The organism is Mesorhizobium silamurunense (assembly GCF_014843905.1).
Lineage (GTDB): Bacteria > Pseudomonadota > Alphaproteobacteria > Rhizobiales > Rhizobiaceae > Mesorhizobium > Mesorhizobium silamurunense.
Window position 1 is genome coordinate 57,789 of the sequence record NZ_LPVS01000088.1, and the last position, 26,536, is coordinate 84,324.

Sequence of the window (26,536 nt, forward strand, 5' to 3'; positions counted from 1 at the left end):
CACCAATGGCCTGACGTCGGCCCCAGCTTTCAAAGCGTCGCCTGGATCGAGCCTATGAGGGCCGTGACGGCCTGCTTGTATTTCTCGAATTCCGGCGATGTCTGCCGGATCTGGGTCGTGATCGTCTGCTGGTTCTGATCGGACGCCACGCGGGTCACCTTCTGCCCCATCTTTCGCTCGGCCCAGTCGATGACGTAGCTGGTGGTCTTGCCTGTGAGGAACGGATTGGCCTGGATCACGGCCGACCCAAGGACCACGCTCAATTGCGCCGCGCCCGGCGCCGCCAGCACCTGGGACGCGCCTTCCATGCCCAGGAAATGGCAGAGATAGAGCCGCCCGGCGGTGATCTGGTGGCCGCGGGCGCGAAGATAGGCTTCGCCCTCGCGCGCCAGGTTGCGCACCATCTCGCGCGACAGAGTGGCGTCGTAGCGAAGCGCGAGTAGGTCGGCGGTCGACAGCGAGCGGGCGAGATCGGGCCGATAGGTGTTCATCATCCGGATCCAGGTCTTGGTGATGAACTGGCCGGCACCGGTCGCCGAGGACAGCGGGTTCTTGGCCCGCGCGCTGCCGCCGCTTTCGACATGGACGATGCGCTCGGTCAGCGTCTCGACGGCGGCATCGCCGGAACCGCCGGAATCGCCAGATGCATAGGCGGCAACCGTGGTGACCATGCCCAGCGGATCGATCGCCTCGCCGTTCTGGTAGAGCTCGAAATGCAGATGCGGGCCGGTCGAAAGGCCGGTGGTGCCGATATAGCCGATGACGTCGCCGGCCTTCACTTTGGTGCCGACGCCGCTCGCGATGGCGAATTTTTGCATATGCGCATAGCGCGTCTCGCGCTCGTTGGCATGCGTGATCTTCACCAGATTGCCATAGCTGCCGCCATCGCCCTGGAAGGTGATTTCGCCATCGAACGCGGCCATGATCGGCGTGCCGACCGGAGCAGCCCAGTCGACGCCTTTATGGATGCGAACCGTACCGAGGATCGGGTGCTTGCGCGGGCCGAAGGTCGAGGTCATCACCCCGGCGACCGGCGTGACCATGCCGTTGGTCACGGTCAGCGAACGAACCTCGTCATTGCCCGTGACGCATGCGTACTGCCCGTCGCTCTGTTGGAAGACGAAACAGTCGAGGGTCTTCTCCGTGCCCTGGACGCCGACATAGAGGACCCGTCCGGAGATCTCGCCCTGGCCGCGTGGCGTCTGCGAATAGATCAGCACCAGCCGCTGGTCTTCGCTGGCGAAGGCGTCGAGATCCTGTCCTCGCGACAGATACATGATTGCTTCGCCGATCACGCTGGTCGGAACCTTGTTGCGCGCTGCCGTCGAATAGATCGCGTCGAGCAGGCGATACTGCCGCTTGGGCCCGCCCTCGTCGGATGCGCCTGAATAGTTGAACAGGTCCTCGCGGACCCAGGGATCGACGCCCGAGACGAAGGCGCCGGCCGCATTGCGCGTCAGCGTGCCGACATAGACGTTCCTGGCATAGATCGAGACCTGCATGAGCGACATGGTCGTCGTCTCGCGGTTCGGCCTGAACCCGCGCATGGCCACGACAAAGCCCGATGCCAGGCCATCGCGATTGAACAGCGCCTTCAGCGCTTCGCCCGCCAGTTTCGCGTCGTCGGCCGAGAAGTGCGCATCGGTGACGACGCTGTCCAGGCTGCGGTCGTTGAGGATTTTTACGAACGTGTCCCCTGTGGCCTCGAAGCGCTGGTACTCGCTGGTGACGGAGGCGACGGTCGTGTTGTTCTCGATCTCGGTCTTCTTGAAGGCGGGAAGGGCGGCTTCGCCCTGGTCGACGGTCTCGCCCCAGCCGGCCTCAGGGTCGTCCGCATCCGCCTTGGGCGCAGAACCCTCAGGCGCTTCGCTCTCGTCCGGCGCCGGCTGGAGGTCGTTCTCCAGATCGCCTTGCTGATCGTCGGCTGCAGCCGGGGCCGGCGGGGCAGCTTGCTGATCGGGTGCCGCCGCCGGGGCTTTTGGCGCCGTCTGCCGCTGCGCCTGGAAGAAGGCGAAATCCTCCTGCGTCGACGGGATCGTGGTCATGAATTTCTCGCTGGCGCTCAACATCACGTCGGAGAGGATTTCGATCTGCGGCGAGGCGCCGGAACTGTCGAGTTCGGCTGGGCGTGCGACGGTGCGGCCCTTCGTTGCGTTGTCGGCATCGGGCGCCAGCGTGATCCACATCGGATCGCCGGCAAGGTCGATGATGGCCGGCACATAGACCGAGGCGTCGGGCGGCACGTCCTCCATGCCCTCGACCGGATGCAGTTCCTCGTCCTCGTCGCCGAACGACCAGTAGTCCTTGGTCAGGTAGAAGCCCGCCGCGATTGAAACGACGGCGAGCGCGGCAACGCTGGAAAGAATCCAGCGCCAGAGCTTGCGCCGGCGCTCGGCCAGGCGCGCCTGCTTCTTCAATTTGAAGCTCGTGTCGATGCTGTGCGTCACGGGCTGTTCCCGGTCAGGAAATAGGTCCAGCGCACCTGCTCCTGCGTGTCGACCTCGACGAAGCGCGCGGCGATATGGCCGCGCTGCCAGCATTCATCGATGCCGCGGATCGAGAAGCGGCGGCGGTCGACGCACATCTCGGTCGATCCGTTCAGGATCGCGTGGCCGAAGACGTCCGTGGCGTAGATGTAGATGTACCGGTTGGTCAGCTCCTCGCGGATGACGTTGACGCATTGGTTGGCGCCGATGGTCCACCAGCCGTCGGTCTGGTCGGCGTCGTCGACCTTCTGTCCGACAGCGAGGTTGACGACGTCGAGCGTCTGGTTGCAGACGGTGAATTCGGCATGGGCCTTGCCGGCGGTGAGGATCGAGAGCAGCACCCCGCCAAGCAGTGCGGTAAGCTTCATCCGGCTGGTCGGGTTAGCCCAAATTCGAACCCGGCCCCGCTTCTTGCATGGCGGTGACGAAGAGGAAGAACGCGGGTAGCGGAGTTCCATCGGCGTCCATGTCTATCCGCCAAGCCGGAAATACTTGGCCGTGGCGGAGAATTGGGAACCATCGGCCTCGATCTCCTCGAGGATCCTGGGCAACAGCTCCGAGGCCGGTGTCGGCCTCGAGAACATCGCGGCCTGGATATCCCGGGGTCCGGTGATCACCAGCATGATCTGCGGCACGGCCTTGCCGGCCGCCTTGTCGGCGGCGGCGAGGCCGATCGGGATGTTGAAAGTCGCCTTGTCCGGTTGCGCCACCATGCGGTCGTCGAGGTTGAACGCGATGCCCTTGTGGTCGATCAGCATCACATTGGAAATGAGCCCGCCGCGCGTTACCAGCGTGCCGCGGATCGGCGAGCCGTCCGGCACTGACGTCCGGTCGAGAACGAGTTGCGGCCTTTCGGCTCCACTCCGGTCGAGAAAGCGCAGGAAGCTGGTCACCTCGCACTGCGGCTGGTCAATGAGGCGAACGCTGATGTCCGGCTCGAGATGGAACCTCGACTGGAAATCGTTGAGCATCCGCTCGAACGGCTGCACGGCGGTGCCGAAGCCTTCGATCGCCGCGGCGCTGTCCGTCGCCGACGTCAGCGTCGCATAGAAACACTCGCCGCCGCTGAAGTCGCGCACCCAGGAGGCACGCCGCGTCAGTTCGTCGAGCTCTTTTGCCGGCGGCGAAACCTGCGGCTTGGGCAGGTTGATGGCGACGTCCGTATTCTGAGGCTTGGTCGCAGGCTGTGGCTGCGGCAGCGGTGCCGGTTGTGACGACGCGCCCGGCGTTGACGGCTGGCTAGCCGGGGTTTCAGGCGCTTTCGGCTGGATGGGAGGCGAAGCCGGCGCCTGGGTTTCCGTAGGCGCGGGCGTTGTCGACTTCGACAACTTGGACAGAGCCTCGATGAGGTCCGATGCGCTGGGCTTGGTGGCCGGCGGTTTTGCTTCCGGCGGCGGCGTGTTTCCCGCTTCTGTCTGGCTCGGTCCCGACCCCTTGGCCGTTGGCGCCTCGTTGGCTGCCGGCTTCTGATTTTCCGTCGCCTTCGGCGTAGGAGCGGGCGACTTCTCGATCGGCGGCTGTGGAGGCTGGGTCTCGATTGGCTGCGAGGCTTGCGCCTGATTGTCGTGGGCCGGGCTCTCGGGCTGGGCGGCAGGCGACGTCTTCTCAGCGGGCTCTTGGATCTTCGTTGGTGGCGGCGCCTCGAGCTTGGGGGTCGGCACGGGAATTTCGGCAGGCCGTGTCGGCTCCGATTTCTGCTCGGTGTCGGCTTCCGCCTGCTTTTGGAGCGGTTGTGTCTTGTCCTCGGCTTGCGGCAGAGCAGGAGCGGTAGGCTTGGCCGGCTCAACGGTGGCAGAGTTGTCAGGTTTTGGTGCCGCTGGCTGGGGTTTCGAAGCATCCGCGACAGGCTTAGGCGTTTCCACTGCGGGTTTTGCCGCCGGTTTTGGGGTGAGAGGCTCGGGTTTCTCCACGGCAGGCGGAGGCGCCATGACGCCGCTGAAATAGAGGCCGGCGCCCGTCACCACGGCCAGCGCCACCGCGCCGCTCGCGATCGCCGGGAACCGAGAGCGCCTGGGCTTCGCGGAAGACGCAGGCGTCGCGGCTCGTGGCGGGGCGGCCGCCGGCGAAGGCCGCGGCTCCGACAGGTGCGCTGGCCGCACATGCGGGACGAAACGCGGTTCGCCGGGAACGGTCGAAGGCGGGCTGGAGTTCGGCAGCGCGGTCCAGCCGGCGCGCGGCAGGCCCGAGCGCTCGCGCGGAGCAAACGATCCGGGCGGCGGCAAGGTCGCGTCGAGATCGTCGTCGCGCGTTGCCCTGGCGATCTCGGCCATGCTTGCCGGCCGGTCTTGAGGATCCGGCTGCAGCATCGCTTCGATGAGAGAGCGGAAATCGGGGTCGATGTCCGACAGGTCCGGCACGGTCCGACGCTTCTCGATAACCTCATATTGCGAGCCGCTCATGTCGAGCGGCTTCCCGCGCAGGGCCGCGGCCAGCACCAGTCCGAGACTGTAGATATCGGATTGCTCGCTGACCTCGCCGCCATAGAGGCCGAGCTGTTCGGGAGAGACGTAGTTGTATTTGCCGGCGAACTTTCCGCCGATCAGCGTCTCGCCGCCGACGGTAGCCGAGCGCGCGATGCCGAAGTCGATGATCTTGGCGCGCTCGACCCGGCCGCCTGGCAGGATGATGTTGTCGGGCGAGAGGTCACGGTGGACCGCCCCGGCCTGATGCACGGCACTCAAGCCGGAGGTGAGGCGATGGCAAAGCCTGCGCACGTCCGGCGGCGACATGGGGCCGCGCCGCATGACGTCGAACAGCGACTGGCCGTCCACGAACTCCATCGCCAGGTAAGGACGGCCGATGCCCGGATCGATGGTGAAGACGTGGTATCGCACCACCGCGTCATGCGACAAATGGTTGAGGATCGACGCCTCCTTGCGGAACAGTGACAGGATCGTCTGGTCGCGGGCGAATTCGGGCAGCACGATCTTGATCGCCACATGATCGCCGGTCTGGATATTGTGGCCGCGATAGACCTCGCCCATGCCGCCGGATGCGATCCGCTCGTCGAGTTCGTAAATGCCGCTGAGCTGCGTGCCGACGCCGGTGTATGCGAGGTTCGGCGAAATCCGCGTCTTGTCGTCGTCGCCCATCTCACACAGCCCTCGTTCCGGACTGAGCCGATTGGAGCGGTCCGTTGCGCCCGTCGCCGACGCTCACCATCACGATGGTGACATTGTCCGTTCCGCCGCGCGCCAGCACCGTCTCCAGCAGCTTCTCGCATGCCACCTGCGGCGGCCCTGATTTGACCGCAGCTTCGATCTCGGCGTCGCTGACATGCGCCGTCAGCCCGTCGGTGCTCAAGACGAAAACATCGCCGGGCATAAGCTCGCCTTGCTGGAAATCGATCTCCAGCTCGTCGCTGACCCCGACGGCATGGGTGATCACATTGCGGCGCGGCCAGGTGAGCGCTTCATCCGCGCTGATCATGCCGCGGTCGAGCAGCTCCTGGACTTCGGTATGGTCCCTGGAAATCTGCGAGATCGCGCCGCCCCGTACCAGATAGATGCGGCTGTCGCCGGCCCACAGCCCTGCGAACCGCCCGTCCATCGCCAGCAGGGCTGCGAAGGTGGAGCCGATGGTGATGCCGCGCGATCGCGATATGTTGCGGATCTCGGCATTGGCGCGGCTCAGCCGGTCCTCGAAACGCGCGCGAAGGTCCGGCGCCGAGCTGGCGATGCCGATCGTCGCCAGATGATCGACGATGCTGGCCGAAGCCACTTCTCCGGCCTCATGGCCGCCCATTCCGTCGGCCACGACCCAAAGGCCGGTCCGTGGCTCGACGAGATAGTTGTCCTCGTTGTGGTCGCGCACACAACCCTTGTGGCTCACGCCGAAGCTCTCGATGGGAAGGGCGACAGTGCTCAATTTGCCACCAAGCGCTTCGCGAGCGTCCTCTGTGACGAACCATGGGCCGCGTGCCCAGGCCACTTTGCCACAAGCGCATACATTAGAGTACCGAAATGAAGGCTGGCGCCGGCGATGCTCTGGAGCGCTGCCATGTCAGAACGCCTTCGGACAGCTGAACCCGGACAGCGCCGGGAGGAGCAAGGGATTGGCGGCCGAGCCGGTCTCCATCTTGTAGGCGACGTCGCGTCCGCCGATCACGAAACGCGCTTCGGCGTCACCGCCATTGCTGGTGACGCTCGCCTTGTCCAGCAGGCGCTTCAAGGCCCACGGCCCTTCGAATTTGAGGACGGATTCGCGGCCCGGCATTTCCGGCGTCAGGCTGAGGCTGGCGGATCCGGAAGCGGCGCCGCTCGGCCATGTTACCGTGCTCGGCGTGTTGCCGGCCTGTGCGCTCTGCACCGTCTGCCCGTCGACGTTGAGCACCGCGCTGTCGGCCTCGCTGTTCAGCGAGGTGGGCGTGAAGGTGATCGCGACCGATGGCGCCGAACCGCCGGACGGGAAGAAGGCGCTGCGGATTTCCGCCGCCGACTGGAACGCCTTCAAGGTCGACTTGGCGAGGTCGCGGCCGGAGCGGGCATCCGGCTTCCAGGTCCAGTCCTGCCCCGTCATGTCGATCAGCGGCGCAAGGTTCTGCGCGAAGAATCGGTCCATCAGACCGCCGGGCGCGAACAGCCTGGCGAAATCGGCAAAAGAGATGTCCTCGGTGCTATCGCTGGCGAAGGGATAGTGGCCGTTGACGGCTTCCTCGCAGGGGCGCGTGACCGTCTCGTCGAGCGTCTGGTTGAGGTTGGCCATCGAGGTTGCGGCGACATTGCCCTCGAACTCGTCCGCTGCCGCGTCGACCATTCGCGCCAGCTGCTTCGGCAGGCGCGAGGCATTGGCGCGCATCGTCGAAATCTGCAGCTTCAGGTTCGCGTTGACGCGGTCCGTCTGCGCGGGGACGTCCGCTGCCAGCTTCACGCTCTGGTAGATGTCGTGGAAGTTCTGCGTCAGCGCATCGAGCGGCCGACGGCCGCTGGAGCCGCTCACCAGCGCCTGGAACGGCCTGAACTGTGCTTCCACCGTGGCGCCGGCGTTCTGCGCGGCGGACGAGCTTGCCCCGGCGCGGCTTTGCGACTTGCCGCCGGCGACCTGCAGGCCGATGCGGGCCAGGCCCTTGGCCATGCTCGCAGGATCCTGCTGCGTCCCGCCGGTCTCGCCTGCGGAGGCGGTGCTTTCCTTCGTCAACGCGGTTTCATCGGCGATCGCCGTGAACAGCCGGTCCAGCGGCGAGTCCTGCGAGGCGGCGGCGGAGAGCGCGATGTATTGCGGCTTGTCCTTCAGCATCGCCTTGAATTTCAACTGATCGAGCGCGCCGTTCCAGGCGGAAGCGAATTCCTTGCCGTAGCGGTCGATGAGCTCGGGGCCGAGCCTGGGAAGGTCCTGGTCGATGCTGCCCTGCTCGCCGCCGCCACCGAGGACCCATTGGTCGTCGACCAGCATCTGCGCGATGCGTGAGAGCTGCGGCAGGTAGAAGCCGTTGAAACCCGCTTTGGTGTAGAGGCCGGGAACGCGAAGGTCGGCGAGCTCACTGCCGTCCATGCGTTCGAACAGGAGCTGCGCTTCCGGACCGGCTTTCGCGGCAACGGAAAAGTCCTGCAGCCTTGCAGCGTAGACCGCCGACCTGATCAGCGCCGATGCGCGGTCGGCAAGGCTCATGCGTCCGAGCGAGCGCTGCGCCGCCTCGACCAGCGGCTGGTTGAGCTCGAACACCGGGTCATAGGCATCGTCGAGCGTGAGCATGGCGCGCAGATGCTTTTCGAGCTGCGCGCGGCCTTCGCGGTTGTTCTCGCCTGGATAGCGGTTTTCTTCCCAGTCCTGCTTCATCCAGGAAACGATCAGCTCGTCGTCGACCTTCGGCGCCTTGCCGCCCAACATCAGATAGATCTTCAACGGTTCGTAGAGCGCGATCGGATCGGCCATCTTGGCCTGGATCGTCCGCTCCGCCTGAACCAGGAGACGGGAGCGGAAGTTTCGCTCCAGCGCCTGTCGGTAGGCCGTTTTGGAGGCCGACAGAAGTCTCTCCCGTTGGCTGAGCCCGAAACTTTCCTCGATCGGCTTCGTTTGGGCGGCGGTTTCATATCCCGCGGGCAGGTTGCGCAGCTGGTCGAGCGAGCCGATGACGTTCTCGAGGTCGACATCGGTCACCGTCGTGCTCTTTAGCAGCGAATCCGCGCTATCGCGATACTGCGCCATCGCCTGCCTCGTCGAGGCGATCAGCGACTTGTTGGCGAAGAAGCTGAGGCCCAGCACGCCGAGCGCCGCTAGAGCCGCCAGCGCGATCGCGGCGAGGCCGCCGAACCTGGCGAGCCTGTCGCGCCGCTCTGCGGCTCTGTCGAACGAGACCCAGCCTGCCTCGGGGAAGATCACCCTCGCCAGAAGATCGTGCAGGAAGAAGCTCTTGCCGGTGCCGGAAAGATGCGCCTGGGAAGCGCCGCCGAAACTGCGGCCGATTGCGCCCAGCACCTGGTCGATCGGTGTTCCTTCCTGTGTGCCCGAGGAAAAATAGAGCCCGCGCAGGCTGACGTTCACTTGCGCTCGCGAGGCATCGAACAGGCTGCTGACGAACCGCACGACGCGGGTCCGCAGCGCGCCGAACTGCGCCGGAAAGCCGAAGATCGCGATGCGCGCCACCGGGTCGGTCTCGTCCTGCAGGCGGTCGGCGATCTCGTCCGCCAGTTGCCTGGCCAGCGCGTCGAACTCGGCCGGGGCCTCGCCGACCATATTCCTGTTGCGGTCGGTGGTCTGGAACGTCGCCCCCCACACCTTACGCCGTCGGGCTTCGTCGAAATCGCCGAAATAGTCCATGAAGCCGGCGACGAGGTCGGCCTTGGTAAAGAGCAGGTAGACAGGGAACTGGATCTTCAGCGTCTCGTGCAGTTCCCGCAGCCGGCTTCTTATTTCGGCGACATGCGCGTCGAGCTGCCGATCGTCGAAGCCGATGAGATCGACGAGGCTGATGGCGAGGATCACGCCGTTGATCGGCTGCCTGGAGCGGTATTTCTTGAGCAGTCCGAGGAAGGCGAGCCAACTCGTCTTGTCGCGCTGGGCATCTGAATCCTGCGTCGTGTAGCGGCCGGCCGTATCGATCAGCACCGCATCGTCGGTGAACCACCAGTCGCAGAACCGCGTGCCGCCGACGCCTGCCACCGGCTGAGCGTTGCCGGACCCCGCAAGCGGAAACTTCAGCCCTGAATTGACCAGCGCCGTCGTCTTGCCGGCTCCTGGTGGGCCGATGATGATGTACCAGGGGATCTCATAGAGGAAGTTGCGCCTGCCGCTCGACTGCTTCAGAGTCGCGATGGCCTCGCCCATTCGCGCTTCGAGCACCTGTGAATCGTCGTTGCGGTCGTCGCTGCGCGCGATCGCCTTCTCGAGCATCTTCTGCGCCTTGCGCGCTTGCCAGAAGTGGATGCCGTAGAACAGCGCGAGCAGCGCGACGGTGACGCCGATGATCGTCGCCCTGAGCCAGGCAGGCCCGAGGGGCCTTGTATCGGCGAAGCGGATCAGCGGCCCGGCATACCAGACCGCTGCCGAGAAACCGGCGAGCGCCAGCAGGCTGAATATCCTGAGCACCCAGCGCATCAGTGCCGCTCCCTGCCGCGCCCGCTCACAACGTCTCCTCCTTCGGGATCAATACGTCGACGCGGCGGTTCTTCGCGCGGCCGTCCGCCGTCGCATTGTCGGCGATCGGTTCGTCCTCGCCCTTGCCGTCGACCGTTGTCCGTGACGGGTCTTTCAATTGCTTGGCCATCATTGCCTGGACGGCTTTGGCGCGCGCGACGGAAAGATCGAAGTTGGATTTGAACTGGCTCGACTTCTTCGGCTTCACATTGTCGGTGTGGCCAACGATCCGGATCGGCCCGGGCTCAGTATTCAGAGCCGTGGCGATGTCTGCCGCTACCGGCTGGAATTCCGGTTTCAGCTCCGCCTGCCCGGGCGCGAACAAGAGCTGATTGTTGACCTCCACCACGATGAAGTTGCCCTTGGTGCCGACCGTCAGCCCGCCGCCGGCGATCTCCTTGGCCAAAGCTGCGCGGATGCGGTCTATCTGGGTGGCGGTGGGAACGACCGGTGACGGCGGGACGGCTTCCGCGGGCTCGGCGAGTGGGGCCACGCTGGCGCGCTCGATGGTGACCGGTGTCGACGGGTTGAGCGCCAGCAATTCGCCGGCGGTCGCGTCGCCCTCGTCGGTGATCAGGACCCGTAGCCCGAAGAAGGCCGCCGTCACCAGCGTCGCGGCGGCGGCCGCGACCGCCCATAGCGGCAACCGCGCGCGGGGCTTTGACAGCGTCGCCGCCATGCCTTGCCAATGGGGCGAGATGTCGTCCTCGGGGCGCGGTCTGAAATAGCGGATGGTGTCGTAGACGTCGCGGCGGACGCGCTCGAGAGCGTCTCGCTCCCCGGCCCGCCCGCGATACTGGCCCTCGAACCCGAGCGACAGGCAGGCATGCATCAGTTCGAGCAGGTCGTGATGACCCTCCGGGCGGCCCAGGATCTTGTTCAGCGCCTCGTAGAAACCGGCGCCGGTGGGCTTGGTGTGGAAGAACCGCGCCGCCAGGCTGTGCCCGCTCCAGCCGTCGTCCTTCGGCCAGGGCAGGTTGCCGACCAGATCGTCGGCGGTCTCGCAAAGGGCGAATTTCGCGATTCTGCCGTCCTCCTCGGCGATGCCGGCTTTCGCCATCTCCCGGTCGAACGTCTCGATCGCTTCTGCGATATGCTCTGCCAGGGGCGCCGCCTGTCGCTCGACCGGCATCAGCCGCAACTGACCGAACAGCATCAGCAGGGGCGCCGCGGCCGCGAGAATTGGATTTGCCGCCGCGTATTTCACGCCGTCCGTGGCGTGGAGCAGGATTTCCTGTTGCAACGCGGGCGTCGAAGCGGCGGCAGGAGCCACGCCTTGAACGACCACGGTCCCGGTCGACCAGCCGGTCGGCATCTGCCGGCCGATGCCGGCGTCGAACACCGTCGATTCCCGGGCTGCCGGCGCAACGCCACCTGGAGAGGCGCTCTCAGGAGCCGTGGGCGAGCGTTGTCTCGGCCGCGGCGCCCGGATGACGGTCTTGTCCGCCGGCACCGAGGGATCGTCCTTCGAGCTCATCGGCGGTCCACCGTCGAGGTGCAGCGACCATTTCCTTGGCAAGCAAAGAGGCCGGCTTCGCGCTTTTCATGCCAAGATCTGGCGGCGGGCCGGGTGGAAAGGCTCATCTTGCCGAAACATGACATTGCTGCACACGCCCCAAGCCACGCCGCTTTGCCCGCCAGGCAAGCTTCCGTGCGTCATCCTAACCGCCCAAGCACATAAATAAAATCGGCAGCTGATTGAAATCGGAAAGCAGGATGATCAACGTGACGGGTTCTTCTGTGAGACCCGTCACACAGCGCCTTGCTCGGCTGGCCTGGTTGGCTATTTCTGCTTGCTGGCCTTGGCGTAGGCTTCGCTGAAATAGGCCAGGAAGACGTCGAGCATGCCGTTTTCGTGCTTCTCCTCCATCGTCCGCCAGGTAGCGACGAGGGCGTCCCACGCCTGGCTCTTCTTGGATGAGAAGGAGGCCGGCGGAAGTTTCCTGGCGATGGCCTCTGGCGACAGGTCGTCGAGCAGCTTGGAGAGCGCGGTCTGCATGGCGGCGTACGTGGCCAATTCGTGCGTCTTGAGATCCCGGAAGGCGTCCTCGACGCTGTGCGCGGCGTCGAGATAGCCGGCCCTGCGTTTCGCGAACATGATCTCCAATATGTCGTCGGTGCCCGGAACGAATTTCAGCGGGTTGTTGTTTTCGGCGCCGATCATCGTGCGGTTCGCGTTTTTGGCCAGCACCTTGGCCGCAGCGCGCGCCTTGAGCAGCAGCGACAATTGCTCGACCGTGGTTCTGAGCACAATGCCGATCTCGGCGGCCACGTCATGCGGATCGCGCGACTGAAGCAGGTCGGGCGCGATGCCGGCCGCCTTCGCGATGTCCCGCAACAGCCTATCGGCGTCCGCGTCTTGGCCAACCGACGCGGCCGGGACCGGCGGCTGCAACGCCGAAGACGTCGATGCCGCTCCCTGTCCGTGCCGCTGCTCCGCCCGACTGAACGGCTCGTTGCCCAACTCCAGCGGCCCGCCGGTCGACGGCGGCAGCTCGCGTTGCGTCGACCCGGCCCGGCTTTGCGGATGGCCGGCCGCTGGTCGTTCTTCGTCGATCGACACCGCGATGACATAGCGGCCGATCAGCACCCGGTCGCCCTGCGCCAGCCGGTGCGGACCGGCCATGCGCTGGCTGGAGCCGTTGACGAAGGTCCCGTTGCGCGAGACGTCGTAGAGCCAGAAAGCGCCCGCCTGGTAGCGGACCTCGCAGTGCCGTCCCGAGATGAACTTTTGCGGATCGGCGAGCGTCCAGTCGCAATTCTCGCGGCCGATCTCGAAGCTGCGGTCGTGCGCGGCGTAGCTCGTCGCGCCGCCGGCGGGCAGCCTGTCGACATTGCTGATCTGGAGAGAGATGAACATCCGCAAGTGTCGCCGAACTTGGTAAACAGATACTTGTCTCACGCAATTCCGGGCGAAGAACCGGTACGCGCTTTTCCTCGAATTGCTCCAGCATTCTAGCAGCTTGCGAGAGCAGGGGGAGAGGAGCGTTTCACACCGGCGCATCGGCGCGGTTTAGCCATCGCTATTATTTGGCCGGGACCAAACATGTGCTAGGCTGGACCGGTCCGGTGCGGTGAATTCGAAAACTTCCCGAACGTGATGCAGTTTACAGAGCGGGGGCTTCGATCCATCACACTTGCGGCCGCGTCCAGGAGGGGCACGACCCATGCCGAACGAACGTGCCACGGTTGTGCAGACGCCCGTTGGCGGCGATGTGCTGACCTTCACCCATCTCGTCGGGCGTGACGAGATCAGCCGTTGTTTCGCCTATACGGTCGGTTTCGTCTCGAAGAGCCACGATGTCGATCCGCTGAAGATGCTGGGCGGCGTCGTTTCGGTCGAGGGTGAATCCGATCCGAAACGCTGGTTCAGCGGCCTGGTGTCGGAATTCAAGCTCACCCGCATCGAGGACCGGCTGGCCTTTTATGAGGCGGTGGTCAGGCCGTGGCTCTGGTTCCTCGGCAACACCACCGATTGCCGCATCTTCCAAAACATGACGGCGGTCGAGATCGTCGAGAAGATCTTCTCGAAATACGGCATCGCGAAATTCGAGAAGCGGCTGCAGGGGTCTTATCCCCAGCGCGAATATTGCGTGCAGTATGACGAGAGCGATCTGGACTTCGTGCAGCGGCTGCTCGAGCACGAGGGCATCTTCTATTTCTTCGAGCATGACGAGGGCAAGCACACGCTCATCCTCTGCGATGCGATGAGCAAGCTGAAGACCGCTCCGGGCTACGACAAGGTGCTCTATAATTTCGAGGGGCAGGCCTCGCGGCGCGACGTCGAATACATCACCGAATGGATTCCGGGCAGCGCGGTGCGGCCGGGCGCCTACGCCCACACCGACTATGACTTCGAGAAGCCTGGCGCCGACTTGATGGCGAAGTCCGCCCAGCCGTTCAGCCACAAGGAGGCCGCGGGCGAAAACTACCGCCAGCCTGGAGCGCATCTCGATGTCGGGCGCGGCGACACGATCGCCGGGATCCGCCGCGAGGAGCTTCAGGCGGTGCACCAGCGCAGCACGGCCGTGGGCACGGTGCGGGGCCTCTTTTCCGGCTGCAAGTTCAAGCTGGAAAGCTTTCCGCGCGACGACCAGAACCGGGACTATCTGGTGATCAGCGCCGAATACCGGCTGTTCGATCCCGGCTACCGGACCCAGAACGAGGCCCATGCCGAAAATTTCAAGGTCGTGCTGGGCGTCGCGCCTGCCAAATTGCCCTACCGGCCGCCGCGCATCACGCCGCGGCCGATCATGCGCGGACCGCAGACGGCGACGGTGGTCGGTCCGTCCGGCGAAGAAATCTTCACCGACAAATATGCCCGCGTGAAGGTGCAGTTCCATTGGGATCGTCTCGGCAAGAAAGACCAGAACTCTTCCTGCTTCGTGCGCGTGTCGCAGACCTGGGCCGGCAGCGGCTGGGGCTTCATCCAGATTCCGCGCATCGGCCAGGAGGTGATCGTCGATTTCATCGAGGGCGACCCCGACCTGCCGATCATCACCGGCCGCGTTTACAATGCCGCTGAGATGCCGCCCTACGGACTGCCGGGCAACGCCACGCAATCCGGCTGGAAGTCGAATTCCTCCAAGGGCGGCGGCGGTTACAACGAGCTGATGTTCGAGGACAAGGCCGGATCCGAGCTCGTCAACTTCCAGGCGCAGAAGGACCACCATCTGCTGATCAAGCACGACCGCAACAAGACGGTGCAGCACGACCAGTCCGACCGCATCGACCATGACGCCAAGCACTCCGTCGGCCACAACCTCGACGAGGACGTCGGCAACAACAAGACGGTGAAGGTCGGCGTCGACCAGACCACCAACATCGGCAGCAACGACACCGAGACGGTGGGCGCGAACCGCTCGCTGACAGTCGGTGCCAACGAGACGATCCATGTCGTTGCCAATTCCACCGAAAACATCGACGCCAACCACTCGCAGACGGTTGGCCTGGTCCAGACGGTCACGGTGGGTGCTGCCCGGGTCGATACGGTTGGGGCGGCTGAAGCAAGGACCGTGGGCGCCTCGCAGACAAATACAATTGGCGTCACACGATCTGTCAGCGTCGGCACCAATCAAAGTCATGATATCGGCGCAGCGGACAGCTGGTCGGTAGGCGCCAGCCAAAGCATACAGATCGGCGCCGACCAGAGCGTCGATATCGGCGGGGCGCAATCGACACAGGTTGGCAAGGCACGAACAGCCAAGATCGGGGCGGATGACGGAACCGATGTCGGCGGGGCGCATGCTCTCAAGGTCGGGAAGAGCAGCGGTATCGACATTGCCCAAGACAGTTCAATCAAGGTTGGCAAGAATCTGATGATCGAAGCTGGCGACTCGATCACGCTCAAATGCGGCTCAGCGTCGATCACGATGAAAAAGGACGGCACCATTGTCGCTGACGGGAAGGATATTACACTCAAGGGCAGCGGCAAGATCACCGTCAAGGCCGACGGCGAGGTGATCGTGAAGGGAAGCACCATCAACAACAATTGAGGGCGTCATCATGGAAGTGCTGGATCGCATCGACGGCGTCGTCATCGGCTTGCTGATTGGTTTCGAAGGTGGAGCGCCGCTGGTGGTCTTCGTCGGCAATCCGCGCGAGACGGCTATTGCGGCGCGCAGCCTGACGGAACTGGACGTTTCCGCGATCGGCTCGGAACTGGCCCTGCTGTTCGAGGAGGGTGACCCGACACGACCGCTGGTCGTTGGGCGCATCGTCGATCCGGCTCACAAGAACAGGGAGCTGCAAGTGGTCCGCGAAGGCGATCGTGTCGTCATCACGGGCAAAGAGCGTATAGAACTGCGTTGCGGCCTGGCATCAATCATTCTGGAGAAGGATGGCCGTGTGACAATTCGTGGTAGCCAGCTGACCAGCCAGGCGAGTGGGACCAACCGTATCCGCGGCGGGGCCGTGCATCTCAACTGAGGCGCTGTCGTGCATCGCGTTGCAACCATCGCTGCCATCGTGGATCAGCACGCCGAGGATGCGGCTTTCCTCTGGCTTCGCCGTCGCCGGGAGATCGATGGTCCCGTCCTCGATGAGACGGGTATCGGCCGTATCGATCAGCGTCTCGAAGCTAATCTCGAAGGGCTCATGGCTGCCGGCAAAGCTGGCTGGGAAGCTGCTCAGGCCAGGTTCGCGGACTACGCCGAGCCGGGTGAACTTTTCGTGCTTGGCGTATTGGCATTGCGTTGGGGCGACGCCGACCTGACAGAGGTCGCGATCAACGCTGCGGCGAGCCTGGGCGAGACTGGTCTGTCGAGCCTTTCCGCCGCGATCGCGCGCACGCCGCGCGAAAATCTGCGACCGCTCGTGGCGAAATGGCTGGACACAAGCGATGCGCGGCTGCGCTGCCTTGGGCTGTCTGCGCTCTGGCATCATCGCGTCGATCCGGGACCGCGCCTGCATGATCTGGCCAGCTATTCCGACGCGAACGTGCGCCGGCGCGCCACTCGGCTCGCCGGTGGGCTCGGGCGGCGCGACCTGCTTCCGGCAGTCCTGGCCGGTCTTGATGGCGAGACGGCGAAAGAACGTCTTGCGGCCGCCTTCGCCGCTTGCCTGCTTGGCGAGGCGCGGTCCGCGCACCCAGTGATCGACAAGATCGTGCTGACGGAGACGGACCAGGCGGAGGCGGCGATCGAGATACGCCTGCTGACGACCCCGCTGAAGGCCGCGAAAGCCTGGCTGCAGACGCGCCTCGGCCAGCCCCTGCTGCGCGTGGCGGCAACGGCGTCGATCGGCCTGTTTAGCGATCCGTCGGTAATGCCCTGGCTGATCCAGAAGATGCGAGAGCCGGAACTTGTCTTTGCCGCCGGGCTGGCGATGCGCGATCTGTTCGATGTGGACTTCAACGACACCGACCTGTTCACGATCGACCCGGCCGATTTGGGGAAGGCGTTTGAATCTCTGACCGACAGCCCATTGCCTATCGCCGATCGCGTTGCCAGATGGTGGGACGAGGGACGGGGCGGGCGGCGCAACCACACGCCTTTCCATTCGATGCGCAGGCTCAGGCTGGATGCGTTGCGCGCGGCAATTGCCACGCCCGAGGCGCCGCTGGCAGACTGGCGCATGACACGCAAGTTCCCGGCCTGGATGTGATCGCTTTCGCCGAAGGGGGCCTTGTCCCTTCTGTTCAACGTTGGCGGAGACTGGTAAGCGCGATCGCCGACCGGTTGCCACCCTCGGATGCGAGCTCGCAGGCCGCGACGCGGCCCGGCGCGTAACCGCTTATGAAACTGTCGGCCGCCAGCATCAGAACAAGTGCCGCACTAGCGGCTCCAATGTCGCCGACCGTCATCGCGGGGTAGGCTGTCGGGAATATCTCGCGGTGCGTGCGGTAGAAGCGCGAGCGACCGACTAGTTGTTCGAGCCCGCTGTACCGTTCCCCGTTTCCATTGCTGACGAGGAACTCGATATCGGGTTCCTTTGGCCCGGATCCGCTGAAGGCAGCAAGCAGCGAAGCCACCATCGCACGGCCCTGACTCTGGCGTTCGGAAAGAACGCTGTCGATCTCTTGAGCCAGGCCCGCGCCGCAAATCATTGCAGCCGGCCCGCTCCCCGGCGCTCGCGTCAGGCGCACGAAGACAGCGCCCTCACCAGGGACTGTCCCTTGAGCATTGCTTTCGGATTTCAGACGATTGGCTCGCATCAAGCGCGCAATATCGGTCTCGTTGACGAGGCTGTCCACACCGCCGAGTAGCACCTGCGCGGCGGTCCCGGATTCCAGCATGTCGCTGGCATAGTCGAGCAGTCCGGCGCTGGCTGCGGCACCGCCGTCAAATACGCGCGAGCCGGCATTGAAGCGCAGGCCGCATCGCTCGAAAATGGCATTCAAAAGGCGCCCCCGATCGACATCTTCATACGCCGGATGGTCGCGGAAACTCTCCGGCAGCGCGAGCAGGACAGCGGTCTGGTCTGGCGTTGCCTTGTCGTCAAGCATCGCCTCCTTGAGTGCGCGGGCGCCCATACTGGCGAGCCATACCCCGTCATTGCGTCGCAGGCCCGGCTTGGCTGGAATGCGTGCGACGATTTGTGTGGTGGGAAACGGCTCTGAAAGAGGCACCTCCTGAAATGCAGACAGGTTGGCGCGAATGGCTGAGATGGTCTGCCGCGCGTTCAATCCAGCAGGCGTGACGGCGCCACCGACCGAGATGTAGAGCGGCCGCTTCACGGCTGCCACGCCGGGCGATCGCGCAGGGTCCCGTCACCGCCGAGAAGATTGAGATAGAGTTTTCGCTTGCGGCGCGCATTGATCCAAACGGGAGAAATGTGGCCGAAGGCGATTTCCCGCAGCGCCGGCACATTGCGCCGGATCACCACTGCCAGGCGAGCCTTGAGGGTCACGCGCTTCAGGTCAGGCTCGATGAGCACGGTGTCAGGCTTGAACGCGTTTTCCTCTACACGATCGTCATAAATGAGCCGCAGCGGGGCCGTAATGTGCGGCAGGCGGAAATCCCATCTGCCCGAAGCCGTCATACCGATCACCGTGATATCCTCGCCGCCACCGATGCCCGCCAGCTGCTGGTCGGCTGGGCCGCACATATAATGCCGCGTGTCGAAGTCTTTGGGAGCGAGCGGCCATTGGGTTTCGAGCCAAGCCTTGTCATAGGTTCCGGCGAAAGCCAGGCGCGGTTGCCAGCCCCGACCAATCGTCCCGAATCCCGCCGGCCTCAGGGATTCCCCAGGTCCGGCCTGCGCTTCGCCCGGATACATGACGTTGGGCGCCTCGGTTCTGACCGCAGGATCTGCCGACCGGGCGTTATGGAACCCCACGCCGACCGGGTTGCGCTGGTCCGTGCGCAAGTCCTCCAAAGTGCCGCCATAGGCGCGCTCATAGACGATCGGCATGGTCCGGAAAGGCGCTGGCGCGCTGTAGCCGCCGGAGTCGTAGATCCGGTCCCCGACCACCTGCAAAACCTTGCGGATAGCGCTGCCGACACGCAGGCCGACCTGCATCTCGCGTACCGGCTTGCCATTCGGCGCGTGCGCGGCGCCATTCACGATCACCTCGGCGCCAGGCTTGACGGGCGCGATATCCGCTTCGTAGCGGATCGATGAAAGGGACGGATTGCCAAAAGGCTCATCGCCAAAGATCACTGGCATCTGTTCGGCCGCTGGCTGGAATTCCTCCTCCTCACATGCCGCGAAACTTGCCGATAGCATCACAACCAGAGTTTCTTGGCCGTCGGCATTCAATTGGACATGGGTCGCGGCGGCGAATGGTGTCCTGTTTTCCAGCCAGACATCGAAGGCCATCGTTCAGCACCACCGGCCGTTTTCATCAAGCCCGATCGGCCAATAGGGCATGGCCGTCAGTAGTTCTACATATTCCTTGTGGCCTTCATCGGCGACCCATTGCAGTAGGAACACTTCAGGCGCGATGCGGTCGGCCGCGGGCAGCGTTTCTCCCACCGCAACGCATCGCAGCCAGTATTCCCGCACGAGCCACACCACCGCCGGATGATTCGCGGGGCCGGCCGCTGCGTCATCCAGTTGGGCCGTGATCGCCTGATTGACGGTCAGGCCGCCGTCGACCAGTTCGTCGAGGCTAGCTTCCCAGGTTTCAGAGGCCACATCGAACGTCTCCTCCAAGTCGGCGAGGTAGGCCTTGAACAGGGGCTTATATGCAGCAGGCGCCTCGCGGCGCGAAAGGCGAATTCCATGATCGGGACCGACAACGTCCTGGGGTGCATTGAGAAGCCGGCTCAGGCCGAGTTCAACACTATGGGCAATCCGGAGTGCCATCTTCTTTCGCCTCAGCACATTTCGAGAGATGGATCCTCGCCGATCGGGACATAGACGAAGTACTTGAAGTGCTTGAACAGTTCGGCGTCATACTCGGACATCATTTCGACCAGGAGCAAATTGGGCGGCACCGGGCCGCTTGCGCCCTCTTCGTTGCCATCCTCACCCCAGTTCGATTCATCGTCCTCGTCGTCCCCCTCGGTCTGCTGGGCGTACCGTTCAAGGTTCAGGTCGTGAACCTTGAAATAGTACTTGCGATAGATGGCAAGAATTCGAGGATGGGCGACGAGGCCGGCGGGCCAGTGTAGATTGGCCACGTTCTCGCCGTTGGCATTCAGCCGCCGCACAAGCGCGTTCCACCATTCCTCGATGGCGGGCATGACGGCGTGGAGTTCGCCCGTCCACGCGTCGATTATCGCCGTATAGTCAGCGTCGAGACCGGCGAAGCCTGCTGCGCTCATAACCTAGATCCCCCGAGCCTTCATGAAGTCCGTGACCGCCTTGCTGTCTACCTTCGACTGTCGGCCGGGCTGGCTTCTACTATGGGCATCGCAATGCGGCCTGACATAGAGCGCTTTCATCGCATCCTTGAACCCTTGCGGAGGGGTCGCTATGTTGCATCCCCCAGCATACCACGCAGCCTTCTGGGTGGGCTGGTGATCGGCGATAATCGGCAGCTCCTTTCCCGAGATTTGCCGGTTGATTTTGGCCTGCAGTCGTTTGATTGCGGTTTTGTTCTTGCCGGTCTTGCGTTTCATCAACCTGTCAAGGTTTCGTTTGCACTCCCAGCATGGCCGGTTCTGGACTTTGGCCTTCTGTGGGCCTGTTGGTGGGGTGTAATGATCGTCGTAGCAATAATCGGTCGTGCATTTCTTCTTCTCTTTCACCAGAAGGGCGGTGCGGAAGTTGACCAAGGCGGCGGTATCGATGGTGTTCGGGAGTGGACTTGCGGTATTCTGCTCCATGGTGTCGCCATGACGGCAGACACCCTTGCCCTCCACCTTGACGACGAACGACCAGAGCTTGAACACCCCCTTGCCCTTGATCTTGTGCGTTACGACCCCCGCGCCGAGGCCTTGGGTGGCCGGCTCGTTGCCGGTACTGGTCGCAACCTCCGACGAGCTTTCGAGCGCGGTCGGATTGCCTTCGATCTTGACGCTCGTGCTGCCTTTGGTGAGATCGCTTGAAGACAGCATGTTGACATATGGAACCGGAACCGGGCCTGCCGGCGGGGAAGGCGGGCTCAGGCACACATCTCCTGGCGCCACGCCCTTGCCGCCGCTTCCCTTATGGAAGAAGCCCATGCCTTCTGCAAAGACGGTGCTGCCCATCAGAGATGTTCCGTCTCAGGGCGCGGGGCGCGCATTTTCGGCAGGGCGTTGGCTGCTAGGTCGTGAATATCCGAGAACGCGAACTCATGCACCGACCAGTCGTCGAGCCAGAAGCCTATCCGGTTCGGATCGCCATGGCTGTCGCTGGGCGCGGCAAGGTTGGCCAAGCTTTCGGCGATCCAGGACTGCGTCCTCTGCAATTCGACCGCTTCATCAACGATTGACGCAACGCCGTCGAACCATGGATGGTCAGGCGTCGGTGTGGCCCCAATCCCGATGATCGCGAAGGGATAGCGGCGGCCAACGCGGTCCTCGCTCATGCGCCAGACACCGGCGCAGGGTTGGTCACCAAAAATCCCGGCCCGCAGAACAAAGCGCCACGCTCGCGGGTCAAGTTCGCCCTCGTCCGGCCGTGCGCGCAATTCCATCGACATCCACCGGTCCCAGCGATCGATGAAGGTCCGTGGCAGGTTCCAGGCAACGAAATCTCCGGTCGCCGGAATCTTGCCAAAAAAGCCGATGTTCAGATCTGCGTCGGACATGTGAACTTCTTGAACATTTCGAGCGTGTAGGGGTTCTCGACGCTGGCCGCCTTCAGCTCGAAATCGGCATACATGCCTTTCGTGCCGAGCCGCAGGCTGTAGACGTCGGTGAGCTTGGTTCCGGCGAATTTTCCGCCGCGCAGCATCCTCAGCCACGCCCAGCTGCCGGTCTCGTTGAGCATCACCTCTGGCGAGCCGTCGACCGGCTGGAAAGCGAGCGAGATCACGCCGGTTCCGTCTTTGCCGGGCCATGTCATCGGCTGCGGCCGAGTCGCGTTGTTGTAATAGACCAGGTTCTGGCCATCGAGGTTGAGCGTCACCCGCGCCACGTTGGGCGACATGTCCTTGGGCTCCAGCGTGAAGTTCATCACCGGGCCGGTGCCGCCCGGGAAAAGGTCGTCGCGGATGTGCCTTGCCTGCTCGAAGGCCGGCAGCGCCGCGGGATCGAGGCCGAAGTCAGCGCGCCATTTCCAGGGCTCGCTGGCGGTGTCGACATAGTTGATCAGATGGTCGTTGATGAAGGCGTCGATCAGGCCGGCCGGCCCGAACAGGCGCTGGAAGTCGCGCACATTGACGTCCACCGCGCTGTCGGGGCTGAACGGATAGCGGTTGTTGAGCGCCGCCTGGCAGAAGGGCAGGATGTCGGCGCGCCAGATGGCATTGAGCTCGTTGGTAACGGCCTTCTGCGAAAGGCCGCTGGTGTCGCCGGCAATGCCGCCCAGCCAGTCGTTGATCGGCGAGGGCAGGATCTGCGCCTGCCGGGCCACCGCGCCCGTCAGCTCGGCGAGGCCGCCCTGCTTCTTGATGGCATCCTGCGGGTCGGGGTTGGCCGTCACCGTCTGGAGCACGTTGGACAGCGCCGTCAGCGCCACCACGGCGGCGTCCAGCGCCGGCGGCTGGCCGTCGACCTCCGCGATCGTGCCTTTCAGCGGCTTGAAGTGCTCGGCCACCAGGCTGCCGGTCATGTCGACCTGATCGGCCGAGCCCGCGCGGGGCAGTAATTTCGCTCCCGTTTTCACCACCTTGCCCAGCTTGCCGAGCTTGGAGAGCAGCTTCGAGCCGGTCTTGGCGGCGCCGCCGTTCTTGTCGTCGGCCGGCGCCTCGTCGGACCGGGTCAGGTCCGTCTCCTGCACCACCGCGGTGAGAAGCCGCTTCAGCGCGGAATCGGCGCTCGAAAGGTCCTTGAGGTTTTCGCTGGCGACGTTGAGGTCGCTCAGCGGTGCCAGCCGCATGTCGCGCAGGAAGCTGTCCCACTGCGAAATGTAGTCGTCGTAATAGAGCTTCAGGATGTCTTCGGATAGCGCCGACACCGAGGTCTCGGAGTTCTCCGAGCAGCCGCCGGCGAATACCGCGCGATCGAGCGCCGCCTGCGCCGCCACATCCTCGACGCGATCGAGAACGGCGTCGTGGAAGCCGGCATAGGTATAGGCGCCGGGAACGCCGACGCGCAGCGTTTTGTCGGAGCGGCGCGCGAACACCTTGGCGCCGTTCGGGCCGGCGAAATTGGCGGGCACCCATTCCTTGACTGCCGCCACTTCGGGATCGGCCAGAAGCTGCTTATAGGCGCGCTCCGGCAGCGAGATCGTGCACACCGTCTTCAGCGCCTCGGCCACCAGCTCCTTGTCCGGGGCGATGTAGCTGTCGTCGACCGCCATGCGGCGGATCGCGGCGAGCTGATGCTCTTCGGCGTCGGCGGTCGGGAAGGGCGGGGCGGGCGCGAATTCCGGCAGGCTGTTCACCCACCAGTTCTGCACGAAGTCGGTGTCCATCTGCGACAGGCCCGTCATCATGCGATAGGTCTTCAGCGCGCCGAGCATGAAATCCGGATCGCGGATCTGCCGCCACATCGTCGCTTCGAGCAGCGCCACCATATGCGGCTCGAGCACGTTGCGCAGCGCGTGGTCGTAGGTATCGGTCTGCGCCCGCACGAGTTCCGCAGAAGCCGTCGGGCCGATCAAATTGTGGACAGCATCCGGCGGCGCGGTGCGGGCCGTCGCCACCGCGTCCATCGCGGCCAGCGCACCATCCATCGTCGGCTGCTCCACCGATGCCGGTGCGGCGGAAACGTCGGTCAGCGGCGCCTGCAGCGCCTCGAACTGGCCGGCCTGCTCGGTGATCGCATTGCGGTTGTCGAGATAGGACCAGGTGAACAGTCCGCCGGCGAGCACGGCGGCAAGCACGCATGCTGCAGCCGCGCCGCGCCATATCCAGGCGCGGCGGCGCTGCGCCAGCGGATCGAACGTGCCGAGACCCGCTTCCTTGAAGATGACCTCGGTCAAGAGATTCCGCAGGAAGAAACTGCGCTTCTCGACGCGCGGCGTAAGCATCGCACGGCGCGGCGGCAGCCCGAAGGAGGAGGACAGCGCCGCCGTCAGCCGGTCGATGGGCGCGCCTTCCTGCGTCGCCGACGTCAGATAGAGGCCGCGTAGCCAGGCCGCCTCCTCATAGCGGCTCTCGCCGAACATCGCCTCGATCAGCACCTGGATCGGCTCGGAGAGGCTGGCGAGCTGGGCCGGGAAACGGAAGATTTCCGCGCGCGTGCCGAGTTTGTCCTCGTCCTCCAGCCGCGGCACCAGCCGGCGTTCGAGCTCCGCCGCGAGGGTTGCGATTTCCTTCTCTATGGTCTTGGCGTCGACACGGGCGTCGAGCGCGAAAGTCGTGCCCCACACCTGCTCGCGTGCCGTCGTCGACAGGCCGCCGAAGAAAGCCTCAAAACCCTTGATCAGGTCGGCCTTGGTCAGCATCAGATAGACGGGGAGGCGGATTTCGAGACGATCGTTCAGCTCCGCCAGACGGCGGCGGATCTTGCGGCCATGCGCCTTGATCGCCTCGTCGCCTTCCGAAAGCGCATCGATCGACAGCGCGACGATGACGCCGTTCAGCGCCCGGCGACCCCGATGCTTCTTCAGAAGATCGAGGAAGCCAAGCCATTCCACCGCGTCGACATCCGGCTGGCTCTCCTGTTGGACGTAGCGGCCGGCGGTGTCGATCAGCACCGCGTTCTCCGAGAAGAACCAGTCGCAGTTGCGCGTGCCGCCGACGCCCTGCAGGTCGTCGGTGAGGTCGATCGGGAAGTTGAGACCGGATTGCCGCAGCGCCGTCGTCTTGCCGGTGGCCGGCGGCCCGACGATGACATACCACGGCATCTCGCGCAGGAACTTGCGGCCGCCGAGCTTGCGCCGCTTGAGCTCCGCCATCACCTCGCCGAACTTGGCGCCGACGGCCGCGACGCTTTCTTCGCCTGGCGTAAGCTGCTTTTCCTGGACCGGCGCGGCAATCTCGGCCACGAACATGCGGTTGGCGCGGATCGCGCGGCGCTGCGCAATGATCAGCCAGATCAGCCACAGGATGATCAGCCCGGCGATGATGGCGATGCGCACATTGTCGGAATCGAACGGCGCATAGGGTCCGACCTGGACGATCGGGCCGAACACCCAGATCAGCAGCGAAATTAGCGCGATGCCGATCAGCGTCCAAAGGAAGCGCGAGGTCAGAACGGCCCAGAGGAAGCGCAGGATGAACATCAGAGCCTCTTCTCGACCAGGACCTCGACGCGGCGGTTGAGCGCGCGGCCCTCGCGCGTGGAGTTGTCGGCCGCCGGGTCGGTCTCGGCGCGGCCTTCGGAATGGATGCGCTCATGCGGCACCCCGGCCTGCACCAGAAGGTTGGCTATGGTCTCGGCGCGCGCCTCCGACAGCCGCTGGTTGGACGAAAGCGGGTTCGATTTTTGCAGACGCACATTGTCGGTATGGCCGACGACGGTGATGTTTCCGATCAGCTCCTGATTGGCGAGGATCACCTTGGCGATCGACTCGACCAGCGGCTCGTAGCCCGGGGTAAGCGTCGCGCGCGACGACTGGAACAGTTCGGGGTTGGACGACTGGATGATGAGCTTGGCCAGCGACACGCTCTCGGTGCCGCTCAGCGCGCCCTTGAGGTTGTCCGGCGCCTCTGCCTTGAATTCCGGCAGCAGCGCGAAATCGACCGGCTGTGGCGGTTCGGGTTCGGGAGCATCCGGTTTGGGCGCGGCGCGCGTGACGTCGCCACGCGCGGGTGGCGGCAGGGTGCGGACCAGCGCGGAGAGCTCGACCGCCTGGCTGCTCAGACCCATCGACAGACCGACATAAGCGGCGGCTGCGATGACCACGGCCGCCAGCGCCATCACCCAGATCGGCACGATGAAGCGCTGCGGCTCGTCGGAGGCGATCACGCCTTTCCAGTTCGGCGACAGCGGCGCGTCTTCGGCGTCGGCATTGCGCAGGAAGCGGGCTGCCGCCACGCGAACCGCGTTGAGCGAGCGGTCGCCTGCGCGGCCGGGCACGCGATACTTGCCGCGGAAGCCGAGCGCCAGGCAGTAATATTGCAGCTCGAGCATTTCGCGGTCGCGGTTCGGGTGCCGCTCAAGCTCGTCGAGACGCGAGAAGAACTGCGTGCCGGCATCGACGTCGCCGCGCAGCATGACCACCAGCGGCTGGCGTGGCCAGGCGCTGGCGCCGCCCCAGGGCGTGTTGAGCGCGAGGTCGTCGAGCAAGGCCGCCACCGCCCAGGCGGCCTGGTCGGCCCGCTCCAGCGAGGAGCCCGCGCCAATTGCCGCATCGCGCGCCCGGACCAACTCGTCGAGCAGGCGCGTGCGCAGCACTTCAGGGTTCTCCGGGGCGAGGGCGCTTTCGAGCTCCGGCGCGAATTCGAGCAGCGGCGCGAAGGTGTTGATCAGCGTGTTGGGATGCGCGCGCGCCCGCTTCACCGGCGCGCCCGGCGCCAGCGGCGCAATCGGCCGCGGCGCGGCACCCGTCAGCCTGATGCGCGTGCGTTCGCGATCCTCCGACAGTCCGAAAGGATCATCCCGGCTCATGGC

The 26,536-nt window shown here is 64.7% G+C and carries 18 protein-coding genes; 3 read left to right on the forward strand and 15 right to left on the reverse strand.

The window, feature by feature from the left end; translation table 11 throughout:
* Nucleotides 1-29: 29 nt before the first annotated feature.
* The 7 genes from AU465_RS25665 to tagH all read right to left on the reverse strand — a co-directional run bounded on the left by AU465_RS25665 (nt 30) and on the right by tagH (nt 12,918).
* Nucleotides 30-2,447, reverse strand: a complete 2,418-nt coding sequence (locus tag AU465_RS25665) for a M23 family metallopeptidase (protein ID WP_192254476.1) — start codon at nt 2,445-2,447, stop codon at nt 30-32.
* Nucleotides 2,444-2,854 (reverse strand): DUF1036 domain-containing protein, encoded by a 411-nt coding sequence (locus tag AU465_RS25670; protein ID WP_246506396.1) that lies wholly within the window; start codon nt 2,852-2,854, stop codon nt 2,444-2,446. The genes AU465_RS25665 and AU465_RS25670 overlap by 4 nt, the downstream gene beginning before the upstream one ends.
* Before the next feature lie 102 nt (nt 2,855-2,956).
* Entirely contained in the window at nt 2,957-5,578 is a 2,622-nt protein-coding gene (locus AU465_RS25675) for a serine/threonine-protein kinase (protein ID WP_192254480.1), read from the reverse strand.
* A 1-nt stretch (nt 5,579) separates the two neighbouring features.
* On the reverse strand, nt 5,580-6,353 hold the full coding sequence (locus AU465_RS25680) for a PP2C family protein-serine/threonine phosphatase (protein WP_192254482.1): 774 nt from the start codon (nt 6,351-6,353) through the stop codon (nt 5,580-5,582).
* A gap of 135 nt (nt 6,354-6,488) precedes the next feature.
* Complete coding sequence (tssM, locus tag AU465_RS25685) at nt 6,489-10,019, reverse strand: type VI secretion system membrane subunit TssM (protein WP_192254484.1); 3,531 nt, start codon at nt 10,017-10,019, stop codon at nt 6,489-6,491.
* Nucleotides 10,020-10,044: 25 nt separating this feature from the next.
* Nucleotides 10,045-11,535, reverse strand: a complete 1,491-nt coding sequence (tssL, locus tag AU465_RS25690; protein ID WP_192254486.1) for a type VI secretion system protein TssL, long form — start codon at nt 11,533-11,535, stop codon at nt 10,045-10,047.
* A 306-nt stretch (nt 11,536-11,841) separates the two neighbouring features.
* Nucleotides 11,842-12,918 (reverse strand): type VI secretion system-associated FHA domain protein TagH, encoded by a 1,077-nt coding sequence (gene tagH, locus AU465_RS25695; RefSeq protein WP_192254488.1) that lies wholly within the window; start codon nt 12,916-12,918, stop codon nt 11,842-11,844.
* A 307-nt stretch (nt 12,919-13,225) separates the two neighbouring features.
* Between tagH and AU465_RS25700 the strand changes: the two genes are divergently transcribed.
* Genes AU465_RS25700 through AU465_RS25710 form a run of 3 tightly spaced genes read left to right on the forward strand, consistent with a single transcriptional unit; the run spans nt 13,226 to nt 17,162 of the window.
* Nucleotides 13,226-15,553 (forward strand): type VI secretion system Vgr family protein, encoded by a 2,328-nt coding sequence (locus AU465_RS25700; RefSeq protein WP_192254490.1) that lies wholly within the window; start codon nt 13,226-13,228, stop codon nt 15,551-15,553.
* 10 nt (nt 15,554-15,563) lie between these two features.
* A complete protein-coding gene (locus AU465_RS25705; protein ID WP_210325248.1) occupies nt 15,564-15,986 on the forward strand; it encodes a DUF6484 domain-containing protein in 423 nt (140 codons plus the stop codon).
* A 9-nt stretch (nt 15,987-15,995) separates the two neighbouring features.
* The gene (locus tag AU465_RS25710; protein ID WP_192254492.1) at nt 15,996-17,162 is read left to right on the forward strand and encodes a hypothetical protein; all 1,167 of its coding nucleotides are present in this window, start codon (nt 15,996-15,998) and stop codon (nt 17,160-17,162) included.
* A 34-nt stretch (nt 17,163-17,196) separates the two neighbouring features.
* On the opposite strand, the gene AU465_RS25715 is transcribed toward AU465_RS25710, so the two are convergent.
* Genes AU465_RS25715 through tssL (AU465_RS25750) form a run of 8 tightly spaced genes read right to left on the reverse strand, consistent with a single transcriptional unit; the run spans nt 17,197 to nt 26,533 of the window.
* Nucleotides 17,197-18,243, reverse strand: coding sequence for a beta-ketoacyl synthase N-terminal-like domain-containing protein (locus AU465_RS25715; protein WP_192254494.1), 1,047 nt, complete (start codon nt 18,241-18,243; stop codon nt 17,197-17,199).
* Nucleotides 18,231-19,319 (reverse strand): DUF2169 family type VI secretion system accessory protein, encoded by a 1,089-nt coding sequence (locus AU465_RS25720; RefSeq protein WP_192254496.1) that lies wholly within the window; start codon nt 19,317-19,319, stop codon nt 18,231-18,233. The genes AU465_RS25715 and AU465_RS25720 overlap by 13 nt, the downstream gene beginning before the upstream one ends.
* A gap of 3 nt (nt 19,320-19,322) precedes the next feature.
* Entirely contained in the window at nt 19,323-19,808 is a 486-nt protein-coding gene (locus AU465_RS25725; RefSeq protein ID WP_192254498.1) for a hypothetical protein, read from the reverse strand.
* Between the two features lie 11 nt (nt 19,809-19,819).
* Nucleotides 19,820-20,269: a hypothetical protein gene (locus tag AU465_RS25730; protein WP_192254500.1), complete on the reverse strand. Its 450-nt coding sequence runs from the start codon at nt 20,267-20,269 to the stop codon at nt 19,820-19,822.
* Nucleotides 20,270-20,272: 3 nt separating this feature from the next.
* Nucleotides 20,273-21,139: a DUF4150 domain-containing protein gene (locus AU465_RS25735; protein WP_192254502.1), complete on the reverse strand. Its 867-nt coding sequence runs from the start codon at nt 21,137-21,139 to the stop codon at nt 20,273-20,275.
* On the reverse strand, nt 21,139-21,681 hold the full coding sequence (tagF, locus tag AU465_RS25740; RefSeq protein ID WP_192254504.1) for a type VI secretion system-associated protein TagF: 543 nt from the start codon (nt 21,679-21,681) through the stop codon (nt 21,139-21,141). Before tagF ends, AU465_RS25735 begins: the two co-directional genes overlap by 1 nt.
* Nucleotides 21,663-25,205 (reverse strand): type VI secretion system membrane subunit TssM, encoded by a 3,543-nt coding sequence (tssM, locus tag AU465_RS25745; RefSeq protein WP_192254506.1) that lies wholly within the window; start codon nt 25,203-25,205, stop codon nt 21,663-21,665. The genes tagF and tssM (AU465_RS25745) overlap by 19 nt, the downstream gene beginning before the upstream one ends.
* Nucleotides 25,205-26,533 carry a type VI secretion system protein TssL, long form gene (gene tssL, locus AU465_RS25750; RefSeq protein ID WP_192254508.1) on the reverse strand — a complete coding sequence of 443 codons (1,329 nt, stop codon included), beginning with the start codon at nt 26,531-26,533 and terminating at the stop codon, nt 25,205-25,207. Before tssL (AU465_RS25750) ends, tssM (AU465_RS25745) begins: the two co-directional genes overlap by 1 nt.
* Nucleotides 26,534-26,536 lie beyond the last annotated feature (3 nt).

Bases quoted from the DNA above. Each gene is read 5' to 3' on its own strand.
- AU465_RS25735 (WP_192254502.1), bottom strand. From the start codon at position 21,139: ATGGGCAGCACCGTCTTTGCAGAAGGCATGGGCTTCTTCCATAAGGGA.
- tssL (WP_192254486.1), bottom strand. From the start codon at position 11,535: ATGAGCTCGAAGGACGATCCCTCGGTGCCGGCGGACAAGACCGTCATC.
- AU465_RS25705 (WP_210325248.1), top strand. From the start codon at position 15,564: ATGGAAGTGCTGGATCGCATCGACGGCGTCGTCATCGGCTTGCTGATT.
- tagH (WP_192254488.1), bottom strand. From the start codon at position 12,918: ATGTTCATCTCTCTCCAGATCAGCAATGTCGACAGGCTGCCCGCCGGC.
- AU465_RS25700 (WP_192254490.1), top strand. From the start codon at position 13,226: ATGCCGAACGAACGTGCCACGGTTGTGCAGACGCCCGTTGGCGGCGAT.
- AU465_RS25675 (WP_192254480.1), bottom strand. From the start codon at position 5,578: ATGGGCGACGACGACAAGACGCGGATTTCGCCGAACCTCGCATACACC.
- tssL (WP_192254508.1), bottom strand. From the start codon at position 26,533: ATGAGCCGGGATGATCCTTTCGGACTGTCGGAGGATCGCGAACGCACG.
- tssM (WP_192254506.1), bottom strand. From the start codon at position 25,205: ATGTTCATCCTGCGCTTCCTCTGGGCCGTTCTGACCTCGCGCTTCCTT.
- tssM (WP_192254484.1), bottom strand. From the start codon at position 10,019: ATGCGCTGGGTGCTCAGGATATTCAGCCTGCTGGCGCTCGCCGGTTTC.
- AU465_RS25720 (WP_192254496.1), bottom strand. From the start codon at position 19,319: ATGGCCTTCGATGTCTGGCTGGAAAACAGGACACCATTCGCCGCCGCG.
- AU465_RS25670 (WP_246506396.1), bottom strand. From the start codon at position 2,854: ATGAAGCTTACCGCACTGCTTGGCGGGGTGCTGCTCTCGATCCTCACC.
- AU465_RS25730 (WP_192254500.1), bottom strand. From the start codon at position 20,269: ATGAGCGCAGCAGGCTTCGCCGGTCTCGACGCTGACTATACGGCGATA.
- AU465_RS25725 (WP_192254498.1), bottom strand. From the start codon at position 19,808: ATGGCACTCCGGATTGCCCATAGTGTTGAACTCGGCCTGAGCCGGCTT.
- tagF (WP_192254504.1), bottom strand. From the start codon at position 21,681: ATGTCCGACGCAGATCTGAACATCGGCTTTTTTGGCAAGATTCCGGCG.